At 68.1% G+C, this 12,697-nt stretch carries 12 protein-coding genes; 7 read left to right on the top strand and 5 right to left on the bottom strand.

Annotation, left to right across the window (positions count from 1 at the left end; translation table 11 throughout):
- Positions 1-58 precede the first annotated feature (58 nt).
- From tal to ACOFKS_RS07190, 4 genes are all read left to right on the top strand, one after another.
- On the top strand, positions 59-1,165 hold the full coding sequence (tal, locus tag ACOFKS_RS07205; protein ID WP_419808557.1) for a transaldolase: 1,107 nt from the start codon (positions 59-61) through the stop codon (positions 1,163-1,165).
- Between the two features lie 74 nt (positions 1,166-1,239).
- Complete coding sequence (gene gnd, locus ACOFKS_RS07200; RefSeq protein WP_419808556.1) at positions 1,240-2,226, top strand: phosphogluconate dehydrogenase (NAD(+)-dependent, decarboxylating); 987 nt, start codon at positions 1,240-1,242, stop codon at positions 2,224-2,226.
- 46 nt (positions 2,227-2,272) lie between these two features.
- Positions 2,273-3,091, top strand: a complete 819-nt coding sequence (locus ACOFKS_RS07195) for a Cof-type HAD-IIB family hydrolase (RefSeq protein ID WP_419808555.1) — start codon at positions 2,273-2,275, stop codon at positions 3,089-3,091.
- Positions 3,088-3,834 (top strand): HAD-IIB family hydrolase, encoded by a 747-nt coding sequence (locus ACOFKS_RS07190; protein WP_419808554.1) that lies wholly within the window; start codon positions 3,088-3,090, stop codon positions 3,832-3,834. The genes ACOFKS_RS07195 and ACOFKS_RS07190 overlap by 4 nt, the downstream gene beginning before the upstream one ends.
- Positions 3,835-4,031: 197 nt before the next feature.
- Here ACOFKS_RS07190 and ACOFKS_RS07185 read toward each other — a convergent pair whose 3' ends face one another.
- The 5 genes from ACOFKS_RS07185 to ACOFKS_RS07165 form a co-directional block, all read right to left on the bottom strand.
- Positions 4,032-5,975, bottom strand: a complete 1,944-nt coding sequence (locus tag ACOFKS_RS07185; RefSeq protein ID WP_419808553.1) for a CocE/NonD family hydrolase — start codon at positions 5,973-5,975, stop codon at positions 4,032-4,034.
- A gap of 240 nt (positions 5,976-6,215) precedes the next feature.
- On the bottom strand, positions 6,216-6,926 hold the full coding sequence (locus ACOFKS_RS07180; RefSeq protein ID WP_419808552.1) for an NTP transferase domain-containing protein: 711 nt from the start codon (positions 6,924-6,926) through the stop codon (positions 6,216-6,218).
- Between the two features lies 1 nt (position 6,927).
- The gene (locus ACOFKS_RS07175; RefSeq protein WP_419808551.1) at positions 6,928-8,022 is read right to left on the bottom strand and encodes an inositol-3-phosphate synthase; all 1,095 of its coding nucleotides are present in this window, start codon (positions 8,020-8,022) and stop codon (positions 6,928-6,930) included.
- Positions 8,023-8,040: 18 nt separating this feature from the next.
- Complete coding sequence (locus ACOFKS_RS07170) at positions 8,041-8,892, bottom strand: CDP-alcohol phosphatidyltransferase family protein (protein ID WP_419808550.1); 852 nt, start codon at positions 8,890-8,892, stop codon at positions 8,041-8,043.
- Between the two features lie 72 nt (positions 8,893-8,964).
- A complete protein-coding gene (locus ACOFKS_RS07165; RefSeq protein WP_419808549.1) occupies positions 8,965-11,007 on the bottom strand; it encodes an NAD(+) synthase in 2,043 nt (680 codons plus the stop codon).
- A 162-nt stretch (positions 11,008-11,169) separates the two neighbouring features.
- Between ACOFKS_RS07165 and ACOFKS_RS07160 the strand changes: the two genes are divergently transcribed.
- The 3 genes from ACOFKS_RS07160 (at position 11,170) to ACOFKS_RS07150 (ending at position 12,697) form a co-directional block, all read left to right on the top strand.
- Entirely contained in the window at positions 11,170-11,889 is a 720-nt protein-coding gene (locus ACOFKS_RS07160) for a Crp/Fnr family transcriptional regulator (RefSeq protein WP_419808548.1), read from the top strand.
- Positions 11,890-12,020: 131 nt separating this feature from the next.
- The gene (locus ACOFKS_RS07155; RefSeq protein WP_419808547.1) at positions 12,021-12,302 is read left to right on the top strand and encodes a DUF6894 family protein; all 282 of its coding nucleotides are present in this window, start codon (positions 12,021-12,023) and stop codon (positions 12,300-12,302) included.
- 47 nt (positions 12,303-12,349) lie between these two features.
- Entirely contained in the window at positions 12,350-12,697 is a 348-nt protein-coding gene (locus tag ACOFKS_RS07150) for an arsenate reductase (RefSeq protein ID WP_419808546.1), read from the top strand.

Genomic DNA, 12,697 nt, shown 5'->3' with positions numbered 1-12,697 from the left:
CGGGTCGATCAAACGAAGAAGCGGGATTCCCGCCTGCGCGGGGATGACGGAGTGAACGATGAGCAAACTCAGTGACCTCAGCGCCGCCGGCACCGCCGTCTGGCTGGACTTCGTCGATCGCAAGTTCCTCGACGAGGGCGGGCTGAAGACACTCGTCGAGGCTGACGGGCTGAGCGGCGTCACGTCCAACCCGTCGATCTTCGAAAAAGCGATGGGGCATGGCGACGCCTATGACGACAGCCTCGCCGAGTTTGACCGCGCGCACCCCGGCGCCGCGACGATCGACCGCTATGAAGGCCAGGCGATCGAGGACATCAAGGCCGCCGCCGACACGCTGCGCCCCGTCTATGACCGGCTCGACGCGCGCGACGGCTATGTCAGCCTGGAGGTTTCCCCCTACATCGCCGACGATACCGACGCGACGATCGCGGAAGCGCAGAAACTGTGGCGGCTTGTCGACAAGCCCAATCTCATGATAAAGATCCCCGGCACGCCCGCTGGCGGCCCGGCGATCGCGGCGACGATCGCGGCGGGGATCAACGTCAACGTGACGCTGCTGTTCGCGATCGACGCTTACCGGAAGGTCGCGGAAGCCTATGCCACCGGGCTGGAGGAGCGCGTGCGGCAGGGGCAGCCGATCGACCGCATCGCCTCGGTCGCCAGCTTCTTCGTGTCGCGGATCGACGCATCGATCGACAAGAAGATCGACACGCTGGGCACCGACGACGCCAAGGCGCTGCGCGGCAAGGTGGCGATCGCCAACGCGAAGCTGGCCTATGCCTGGTTCCAGGAGTTCACCGCGTCGGCCCGCTGGCAGGCGCTCGCCGCCAAGGGCGCGCAGCCGCAGCGGCTGTTGTGGGCGTCGACGGGGGTCAAGGACCCTGCTTATCCCGACACGCTCTACATCGACACGCTGATCGGCCCCGATACCGTCAACACTATGCCGCCCAAGACGATGGACGCGTTCCGCGAGCACGGCACGGTTGCCGAGACGCTGACGCAGGACGTCGACGGCGCGCGCCACGTGCTGGCGGAGGCGGAGCGGCTGGGGCTCGACCTGACCGGCGTGACCGACACGCTGGTGGAGGAGGGCGTCGCCTCCTTCGCCAAGGCGTTCGACGACCTGCTCGGCGCGATCGCGAAGAAACAGCCGGCGACGGTTTAGTGCCGTCCTGCTGAACTCGTTTCGACATGACGAAGGTTAGACATGCGTTCGACCATCCAGGTGAAGGTAAGACAATGAAGATCGGCATCATCGGCCTCGGGCGCATGGGCGCGAACATCGGCCGGCGGCTGATGCGCGGCGGACATCAGGTGGTCGGCTATGATCGTGGCGCGGACGCGGTCGCGGCGCTGGTCAAGGACGGGGCACAGGGGGCCGACTCGCTCGATGCGATGCGCCCCATGCTGGACAGCCCGGCGATCTGGTGGGTCATGCTCCCCGCCGGCGATCCGACCGAACAGACGATCGCCGCGCTGGTCGAACACGCGCAACCGGGCGACATCATCATCGACGGCGGCAACAGCTTCTACAAGGACGACATCCGCCGCGCGAAGTCACTGGCGGAAAAGGGCGTCCGCTATGTCGACGTCGGCACGTCCGGCGGCGTGTGGGGACTGGAGCGCGGCTATTGCATGATGATCGGCGGCGACAAGGACGCGGTCGATCATCTCGATCCGATCTTCGACTGTCTGGCGCCCGGCCACGGCACCATCCCGCGCACCCCCAACCGCATGTCCGACGAGGGCGAGGACCCGCGCGCGGAAAAGGGCTATATCCATGCCGGCCCGGCCGGCGCCGGGCACTTCGTCAAGATGGTCCACAACGGCATCGAATACGGCCTGATGCAGGCCTATGCCGAGGGCTTCGACATCCTCAAAAGCAAGAAGTCGGACAAGCTGCCCGAGGACGAGCGGTTCGACCTCAACCTGACCGACATCGCCGAAGTCTGGCGGCGCGGGTCGGTGATCTCGTCCTGGCTGCTGGACCTCACCGCCGCGGCGCTGGCCAAGGACATGATGCTGGCCCAGTTCTCCGGCAGCGTCGCCGATTCGGGCGAGGGCCAGTGGACGGTCGACGCCGCGATGGAGGAGAAGGTGCCGGTGCCGGTGCTGACCTCCGCGCTGTTCGCGCGCTATCGCAGCCGCGTCGAGCACACGTTCAGCGATCAGGTGCTGTCGGCGATGCGCTTCGGCTTCGGCGGGCATGTCGAGATGCCGCAGTGATCGGCGCATCGACGGACATTCGTCACCGGGGTGGCGGGGGCGGGGAGTGACCAACTATCGCCTCCTCGTCTCCGATGTCGACGGCACGCTGGTCGACAAGCAGAAGCGCCTCACCCCCGGCACGATCGCGGCCGTAAAGCGCGTCGAGGCCGCCGGCATCCGCTTCACGATCATCTCCGCGCGGCCGCGATCGGGAATGATGCCCATCGCCGAGGCGCTGGCGATCGAAGGCCCGATGGCGGCGTTCAACGGCGGCATCGTCTTCCACCGCGACGGCACGGTGGACGCGCACCACGTCATCGACCCGACGGTCGCACGGGGCGTGTTCGGGTTGCTGGACGGGCTGGACACCGACATCTGGGTATTCGCCGACGACCGCTGGTACAGCTCGACCGATCAGGGCGAGCATGTCGAGCATGAGCGCGTCGCGTCGAACCAGGCGCCGATTGTCACCACCGACTTCGTCGCGTTGCTCGACGGCGCGGACAAGATCACCTTCGTCAGCGACGCGCCCGCGACGCTGGCCGAGCTGCACCGTCGCATCGACGAGCGTTTCGCCGGCCGCGCCACGGTGGCGCAGTCGCAGACCTATTATCTCGACATCACCGCGCTCGCCGCCAACAAGGGCGACGGCATCACCGCGCTCGCCGCGGCGGCGGGCGTGCCGCTGGCGGACGTCGTCGCGATCGGCGACCAGGCCAACGACCTGCCGATGCTGGCGCGCGCGGGCCTGTCGATCGCGATGGGCAACGCGCCCGCCGCGGTGCAGGCGGCGGCGATGCAGGTCACGGCCGGCAACGACGCGGACGGCGTCGCGCGCGCGATCGACCGATATCTCATCCCCACGCCGGAGTCCGTGTCTTGAAGCAACTCGTCGCCTTCGACCTCGACAACACGCTCGCCGCCAGCAAGCAGGCGCTGGAGCCGTTCATGGCCGAGGCGCTGGCCGACCTGCTGGGCGTCGCCGACGTCGCGGTGATCTCGGGCGGCGACTGGCCGCAGTTCCAGAAGCAGGTCGCGTCGAAACTGCCCGAGCGCGCCGATCTGGCGAAGCTGTGGCTGATGCCGACGACGGGCACGAAGCTCTACACCTATCGCGACGGCGAATGGTCGCCCGTCTATGCCGAGCTGTTCGACGACGAGCTGAAGGCACGCATCCTAAAGGCGTTCGACGAATCGCTGGAGGCCACCGGCTTCGTCCCCGAGCAGACCTGGGGCGATCGCGTCGAGGATCGCGGGTCGCAGATCACCTTCTCCGCGCTCGGCCAGCAGGCGCCGCTCGACGCCAAGGAGCATTGGGACCCCGACTTCGCCAAGCGCAAGGTGATCCAGGCGGACCTGCAACAGCGGCTGCCCGGCCTGTCGATCAACATGGGTGGTGCCACCTCGATCGACGTGACGCGCGAGGGCGTCGACAAGGCTTATGGCCTGCGGAAGCTGAGCGAGGTCAGCGGCATTCCGCTCGATGCCTTCCTGTTCATGGGCGACGCGATCTTTCCGGGCGGCAACGATTACCCGGCGAAGACGATGGGGCTCGATACGGTGCGCGTGCGCGATCCCAAGGAGACGGCGTCGGTGATCGAGGGAATCGTGGCGGTGATGAAGTAGGAAACAGGGAGTAGGGAAGAAGGTCCCGTCCCTCGTCATCCCGCGAAAGCGGGGACCCATCTCTCCCGACGTCCACAATCACAGCAGCTGTTTCGTCCACGCTGTCGGAGCTGGGTCCCCGCTTTCGCGGGGATGACGGAGAGATAGGCCGATCAGCGTCTTGGACCCGCTTCCCACTCCCCACTCCCCACTCCCCACTACCGCACCACCGGCAACAGCACCGAACTCGCGGTGCTCCCCCCGCGCAGGATCGTCACCGTCTGCGCGCGATAATCCTGCGGCTTGGCGAAGAAGATGTTCTGCACATAGGTCTGCGGGTTGCGGTCGTAGAGCGGGAACAGCGACGACTGCACCTGCACCATGATCCGGTGCCCCGGCAGGAAGACGTGGTTCACCGCCGGCAGCCGGAAGCGATATTCCTGCGGCCGGTTCGCCGGGATCGGCGTCGGCCGCGCCGGATCGTTGCGATAGCGGCCCCGGAAGATGTCGAGGCTGACCGCGAGCTGATAGCCGCCCATCTTCGGGTCGGTCGCGTTCTCGGTCGGATAGACGTCGATCACCTTGACCACGAAATCGCCGTCGGTGCCCGTCGTCCGCGCCCAGATGTCGGCGATCGGCGGGCCGGACACCTTGACCGGCGCGGTCAGCACCGGCGTCTGATAGGTCATCACGTCGGTCCGTCCATCCGCGAAGCGCTGGTCCTGCACCAGCCAGTCGCCCCAGCGGCCGTCGTTGAAGTTCACCGGCCGCGGCAGGTGCGGCACCGGCTTGGCCGGATCGGCGACGTAGCTGTCGCCGCCCGCGCTTGCCCGATCGAACGCCGCGCCGCCGTTGGCCTGGAGGTACAGCGGGGTGAGGCCGGCCGCGCAGTCGCGCTCGCACGCCAGCGGCCATTGCGCGAAGCGGTCCCAGTGATTCTCCGCGGTGTTGTAAATCGCCGCCGCCGGCAGGTTCGCGGCCGGGCCGTCCTCCAGATACTGGCGGAAGAACGGCATCACCATGTCCTCGCGGAATTGCTTGGCGGTGTCGCCATTCCACTGGAACGGTCCGAGGCTTAGGCCGCTGCGGTTGACCTGGCTGTGCCGCCACGGCCCCATCACCAGCCAGTTGTTGGCGAGGTGCCCCTTCGCCTTCAGCGCCTCCCACGAATGGATCGCGCCCCACATGTCCTCCTGGTCCCACAGCCCCTGTTCCCACAGCGTGGGCACGTTGGAGGGGCTGGCGGCGAGTAGTCGCGCCAGGTCCTGCCCCTGCCAGAAGCCGTCATAGGCCGGATGCTGCGACATGCGCCGCCAATAGGGTAGCTGATCGTAGCCGGAGCGCTGCGCCCACGCACCCGCCGAGCCGACCTCGCGGAAATTGTCGTAATCGTCCCAGCCGCCGGTCGACGGCGCCTTGCCGTCGCCCTTGTAGCCCGTCTGCCCGCCCAGCCACGCGATGTTGGCGAGGCGGAAGGCGCCGTAATGGAACCAGTCGTCACCCATCCAGCCGTCGATCATCGGGCTTTCGGGCACCGCCGCGCGCAACGCGGGATGCGGCTTTAGCAGCGCCATAACGACGGTGAAGCCCTCATAGGAGGAGCCGATCATCCCGACCTTGCCGTTCGATTCGGGCAGGTTGGCGCGGTTCACCAGCCAGTCGATCGTGTCGTAGGCGTCGGTGACGTGGTCGACCTGCGTCGGATTGAGCGGCCCGATCACCGGCCGGGTGACGACATAGTCGCCCTCCGACCCGTACTTCCCGCGCACGTCCTGATAGACGCGGATGTAGCCCGCGCGGACGAACGGCTCGTCGGCCAGCGGCAGCGTGTTGAGCATCGACGCCGACTCGGAGCGGCTGGCGCGGCCCTTGGCGTCGTACGGCGTGCGGGTGAGGATGATTGGCGCGTTGCGCGCGTTCTTGGGCACCACGATCACGGTGTAGAGCTTCGTCCCGTCGCGCATCGGCACCATCACGACGCGCTTGTCGTAATCGCGCGGGCCGACCGGCGGGGTGAAGGCGGCCGGCACGTCGCCCGCCGCCTCGGCGCGGACGGCCGCGTCCTTCGGCGTGTTGCGATCGCTCGGCTGCACCTGCGCCGACGCCAGATCAGCGACCAGCGCCAGCCCCGAAACCAACCCCATCCGCGACCACGACTTCATGACGTCATCCTCTTATCGTCGACGGCTTGTTGCGGGATGCCGGCGCGGGCGTAAAGCCGAAAAGACGGGGGAGCGGCCCGGCCACCGTGCGGAGGTGGCGCCCGTCGTCCAACCTCATCTCCGTCATGCTGAACTCGTCTCGGCATCCATGCGATCGATCGTCGCGAGCGATACGCCGCTGGAGAGCACGTTGCGTGGATGCTGAAACGACTTCAGCATGACGACCGGGCTGACTAGTCCTCAGGCGTCGCCCCGCGCCCGCATCCACGCTTCGGCCTTCGCCAGCGCGGGGGCGTCGTCGACGTCGAGCCACGCCAGCCCGGTGCAGTCTACGACCTCCGCCTGCCCGCGTGCGGCGAGGACGCGCACGCCCTCCGTCAGCGAGGGATCGTCCAGCCCGGCGAGCGCCGCGAAGAGCGTACGCCCGACCGCGAACACGCCGGTGTCGTGCGCGTCGTAATCGTCGATCCCCTTGCCGAGCGCGACGATGCGGTCGCGTTCGGTCCGCACCCGCGTGACGTCCTCGGGATCGACCCAGTCGTGGTCCAGCCGCCGGTCGATCCCGAGCCGCAACCCGTCACCGGCCCCCGCCGCCGCGACGCGGGCATACAGCGCCGGTTCGACCAGATGATCGCACATCGCCAGCAGCACGTCGGCCTCGCCGACGACTGCCGACGCGGCGCGCGCCGACACGCCGTTGGGCAGCAGGTGGTCGGTCGTCACGATCTCGACCGACAGCGGCCAGTCGCGCGACGCCAGGTGCCGCTCGATCAGCGCGCGCTCGTAGCCGACCACGACGACGGCGCGGGTCATCCCCGCCGTCGCCAGCCCCATCAGCGCCCGGTCGATCAGCGGTCGCCCCGCGACCATGCAGAGCGGCTTTACCGCCGCCATGTCGCGCAGCCGTGTGCCCTCGCCCGCGGCGAGCAGGACCGCCGTATCGATCGTCAAGTCAGGCGGCCTGGTGGATGAACTCTTCGACCGCGATCTGCGCCAGGTCGTCGGTCATCTGCGTGCGCGGATGCTTGCAGAAATAGGCGCTGGCGGGATCGATCACGCCGGCGATGTTGCGGTCGCGCGCGATCTTGGCGCAGCGGATCATGTCGATCGCGACGCCCGCCGAGTTGGGGGAATCCTCGACCGACAGGCGCAGCTCCAGGTTCATCGGCACGCCGCCGAACATCGAGCCTTCCATGCGGAGGAAGCAGACCTTGTTGTCGTTCTGCCACGGGACGTAATCGGACGGCCCGATATGGACGTTGTCGTCCGCCAGCCGCTCCGCCGCGACCGACTGCACCGCCTCGGTCTTGCTGATCTTCTTCGACGCCAGCCGGCGGTGGTTCGACATGTTGAGGAAGTCGGTGTTGCCGCCGGTGTTGAGCTGATAGGTCCGCTCCAGCTTGACGCCGCGCTTGGCGAACAGGTCGGTCAGCACGCGATGGACGATGGTCGCGCCCAGCTGCGCCTTGATGTCGTCGCCGATGATCGCGACGCCCGCGTCCTCGAACCGCTTCGCCCAGACCGGGTCGGACGCGATGAAGACCGGGATGTTGTTCACGAACGCCACGCCCGCCTCCAGCGCGCATTCGGCGTAGAACTCGGTCGCCTCCTGGCTGCCGACGGGCAGGTAGTTCATCAGCACCTCGGCGCCCGTGGCACGCAGTTCGGCGACGATGTCCTCCTTGCTCGGCTGGCCCTCGTCGGCGACGAGGAAGGTGCGGTCCTCGGTGAAGTCGCTCATATGCTCGGCGACGCCGTCCAGCACCTTGCCCATCTTCACCACCGTGCCCGTCGGGGTCACGTTGGGGGCGAAGATCGCGGTGCAGTTGGGCTTGGCGAAGATCGCCTCGGCGACATCGGTGCCGACCTTGCGGCGGTCGACGTCCCAGGCGGCGACGATCTTGATGTCGGACGGTTTGTAGCCGCCCATTTCCCAGTGCATCAGCCCGACATTGTCGTTCGACCCCTGACGGTAATGCTCCAGCCCCTGGACGAGGCTGCTGGCGCAATTGCCGATACCGACCACGGCGACGCGGATGCTGGACATTCGAGGTTCCTGTTCAATTCAAGCGAAAGACGAAGGACGGCCGCCGACCACGGCCTCGCACCCGGCGAAGCGCTGCTCCACCCGGCGGTGCCAGACAAGGCCGACGATGGTGACAAGGGTGAGCGGCACGATCTCCGCCCACCAGAACAGCGACGGCCGGCCGATCAGGCAGGCGAGGAAAACGGTCATGACGCGCACGTTGGCGGTCAACAGCACCATCACCCGCATCGGCGCGAGCGCGGCGGCGGCATAGGCGGCGCCGAGCCCAACCGGCGACGGGCTGGCCGCCAGCGTCCGCTCGAACGGGTGGGCGAGCCGGTCGAGGCTGCCGGCGACGGTGTCGTAGAGGCGGACCAGCGGATTGGTCGATAGCACCGGCGTCTCGATCTCCGCCACGCCCTTCAGCCGGCGATGGAAGCGCGCGCGCTCGCCCTCGTACAGGCTGGATTGTACCGCATGCGCGACCCCGGCGGTGACGGCCAGCAGCCAGCCGTGCAGCGTGCCCACCGACGCCGCGACCGACAGATAGATCAGCGCGAAGACGCCGTGGTCGCAAACCCCGTCCATGAACCGCCCGAACGCGCTCGCCGTGCCCGTCGCGCGCGCGATCATGCCGTCCAGCCCATCGGCGATCAGCCAGCACATCGCGAACGCCACCCCGACCACGGCAAGCCAGGGGTCGTCCCATTGCGAAAAGGCGAGCGCCGCGCCCGTGCCGAGCAACAGTCCGGCGAGCGACACCGCGTTCGCGCTGACCCCGGCATTCAGGGCAAGCGGCAGCAGGCGGCGCGCGGCGGGGTGTATTAGCCAGCGGTTCGATGGATCCTCGATCCGGCGATCGCGCGAACCATCCGGTGGAGGCGTAGTCATCAGGCGTTCACAATGCGCGGCGGGGCGACATTTTGCAAGAAGGTGAACGGCTTTGTCGCACAGGCGTGGCGTTCAGGGCACATTCGCGGCGAGTTCGTCCAGCCAGACACGCGCGGTGCCGTCCGACGGCGCGCGCCAGTCGCCACGCGGGCTGACCGCGCCGCCCGCCGACACCTTGGGTCCGTTGGGGAGCGCCGACCGCTTGAACTGCGTGCCGCCGAAGAAGCGGCGCAGGAACCGCTCCAGCCACAGCCGGATCGTCGGCAGGTCATAGGCGACCCGCGCGTCGGCGGGGAAATCGACCGGCCAGCGCCCAGCCTCGACATCGCGCCAGGCGTGCCAGCACAGGAAGGCGATCGTCGAGGGCGCGAGCCCGTGGCGCAGCACATAATGCGCGAAGAAGTCGTTGAGCGCATAGGGGCCGACCTTCTCCTCCGTGCTCTGCATCGCGCCGTCCGCGTCGGCGGGGACCAGCTCCGGCGAGATCTCCTGCGCCAGGATCGCATCGAGCACCGTGTCGGTAGCTACGTCGTACTGATCGGTGCGGATGCACCAGCGGATCAGGAACTGGATCAGCGTTTTGGGCACCCCCGCGTTGATGCCATAGTGCGACATGTGGTCGCCGACGCCATAGGTACACCAGCCCAGCGCCAGCTCGCTGAGGTCGCCGGTGCCGAGCACCAGCCCGCCGCGCTGGTTGGCGAGACGGAACAGGTAATCGGTGCGCAGCCCCGCCTGCACGTTTTCGAACGTGACGTCGTAGACCGGCTCGCCACTCGCAAAGGGATGCCCGATCGTCTCCAGCATCGTCCGCGCCGCCGGCCGGATGTCGATCTCCTCGCCGGTCACGCCCAGCGCGCGCATCAGCGCCCAGGCGTTCGCCTTGGTCCCGTCGCCTGTCGCGAAGCCGGGCATGGTGAAACCGAGGATGTCGGTCCGCGGCTTGCCCAGCCGGTCCATCGCCTTGGCCGCGACGATCAGCGCGTGCGTCGAGTCGAGCCCGCCCGACACGCCGATCACCAGCTTGCCCGTGCCCGTCGCGCGCAGCCGCTTGGCGAGCGCCTCCACCTGGATGTTGAACGCCTCGTAGCAATCGGCGTCGCGCTTGTCGGGATCGTTGGGGACGAACGGGAAGCGCCGGACCGCGCGTTGCAGCCCGATGTCGGCGAGCGTCGGCCGGTGCTCGAAGGCGACGCGGCGGAAGCGCGTCTCCGGGTGGCCGGCCTGCACCGCCGCGTCGTTGAACGTCCCGAACCGCAGCCGCTCCTGCGCCAGTCGCTCGACGTCGACATCGGCCATCACGAAATCGTCGCTGGTGAAGCGTTCGGACTCGGCGAGCAGTTCGCCCAGCTCGTGGATCAGCCCCTGGCCGTCCCAGGCGAGGTCGGTGGTGCTCTCGCCCGGTCCGGCGGCGGAATAGACATAGGCGCACACCCCGCGCGCCGACTGCGCCGCCGCCAGCATCGCCCGCTCGCGCGCCTTGCCGATGACGATGTTCGACGCCGACAGGTTGCAGCAGATCAGCGCCCCGGCCAGCGCACCGGCGGTCGAGGGCGGGGCAGGGGCCCAGTAATCCTCGCAGATTTCGGCATGGAAGACGAAGCCCGGCAGGTCGCTCGCGGCGAAGATCAGGTCGGGGCCGAACGGCGCCTCCTGCCCGGCGACCTCGATCGACAGCCCGGTCAGCCCCGCGCCGCTCGCGAACCAGCGCTTCTCGTAGTATTCGCGATAGTTGGGCAGATAGGTCTTGGGCACCACTCCCAGCACCCGCCCGCGCGCGATGGCGACGGCGCAGTTATACAGCCGCCCGTTGCGCGGCAGCGCGGCGCCGACCAGCAGCACGGCGGCGAGCTCGCGGCTCGCCTCGACGACGCGGACCAGCGCCTGCGCCGTCGCCCGCTGCTGCGCCGATTGCAGGTGCAGGTCGTCGATCGCATAGGAGGTGAGGTTGAGCTCGGGAAACACGAGCAGGTCCACCCCCGCCGTATCCGCCCGCCCCGCCAGCGCGATCGCCGCATCGGCATTGGCGAGCGCATCCCCCACACTCGCCGCAGGCGTCGCGGCCGCGACGCGGATCATGCCGTGGCTGTGGATGGAGTGGAAGGGGTGGGTCATGGCGGCGATATAGCTTCGCTCTTCGCGTCAGGGGAGGGGCCGGCCGACGACCGCTCCGGGTGGCGAACGCTCGCCGGGCGAGATATCATGCATCATCGACAACGTTAATTCAGATTAACCTGCATAATCAGGCGTCTGGTACGAACTATCGGGGGAGAGTTCATGACCAATCCACTGGTGCAAAAGCTCAGCAGCTTCGTCGATCTCGACGAGGAGGATGTCAGCCGGGTGGAAAGTCTCTGCTACGACGTCAGGCGCTTCAAGGCGAAGCGCAACCTGATCCGGGAGGGAGATCGACCGGAGGTCGTGTTCCTGCTGCTGGAAGGATGGGCCTGCCGCTACAAGGTGCTGCCGAACGGCACCCGCCACATCATGGCCTATCTGCTGCCGGGCGACCTGTGCGACGTCCACGTCTTCATCCTGAAGGAGATGGACCATTCGCTCGCGCTGTTGAGCGACGCCAAGGTCGCCGTGATCCCCAAGCAGAAGATGCTCGGCCTGATCGAGCAGCGGCCCAAGCTGGCACGCGCCCTGTGGTGGGCGACGCTCGTCGACGAGGCAATCCTGCGCGAGTGGCTGGTCAACATGGGCAAGCGTCCCGCCTACGACCGCGTCGCTCATCTGTTCGTGGAACTCTATCTTCGCCTGCGCGCCGTCGGCCTGGCGCCGGATCACTCGTTCGACCTGCTGGCGACGCAGGCGGACCTGGGCGACACGTTGGGGATCACGAGCGTCCACATGAACCGGACGCTCCAGAAACTGAAGGGGGAAGGTCTTATCCAGTCGGCGCAGGGACGCCTGCGCATTCCCGATATCCAGCGACTGAAGAACGTCACCCGGTTCGAGGAGAACTACCTCCACCTCAATCGCCGGACCGCCTGATCCTGCGGGGTGACTGACCCAGGTGGTTGTCCCGTCCGCAGGTTCGGGCAAGCCGGGCCATCGCCGGCACGCGATTCGAGGCGTCGGCGGCCGTGGGTATCCAAGCCTGCGCCTCCGACCAAGGCCGCACCATGCCACAGTTGTTCATCCACACCACCAACTCGACCTTCTCGTCGCGCGACGCCGGAGCCGACTACGATAGCGTCGACGCCGCCATGGCGTTCGGCGTTCAGGGCGCCATCGCCATCGCCTCCGACGAGGTGAACGGCGGCAAGTCGGGCGCCGCCGTCGAGGTCGCCGTCGAGCGGGAGGACGGCTCGGTGGTGCTCCGCTCGACCGTGGCGGTGTCGGTGCATCCGCTGTTGACGCTTGACCCGTTCACGCCGGGAACTACCAGGCCGAACGCCGGCTGACCGACGATTCGTGTCGCTGGGGAGGCCGTGTCGGGGCGGGGGACCGTGTGAGCGTGCACCTTTACGGCATCCGCAACTGCGACACGATGAAGAAGGCGCGCGGCTGGCTGGACGCGCGCGGGACGGTGTACGGCTTTCACGACTACAAGGTCGCCGGCGTGCCCGAGGCGGCGCTGCGGGCGTGGGTCGCGCGGCTCGGATGGGCGGCGCTGCTCAACCGGAGCGGCACCACCTTTCGCACGCTGCCGGAGCCTGAGCGGGCCGATCTCGATGCGGAGCGGGCAGTGGCGCTGATGCTGGCGCACCCGTCCGCGATCCGGCGGCCGGTGCTGGTCGACGGGGAGACGCTGCTCGTCGGCTTCAAGCCCGAGACATGGACCGCGGCGCTCGGCTGA

It is taken from the genome of Sphingomonas sp., from assembly GCF_965200135.1.
Taxonomy (GTDB): domain Bacteria; phylum Pseudomonadota; class Alphaproteobacteria; order Sphingomonadales; family Sphingomonadaceae; genus Sphingomonas.
This window is presented reverse-complemented; position numbering and strand designations above follow the sequence as displayed.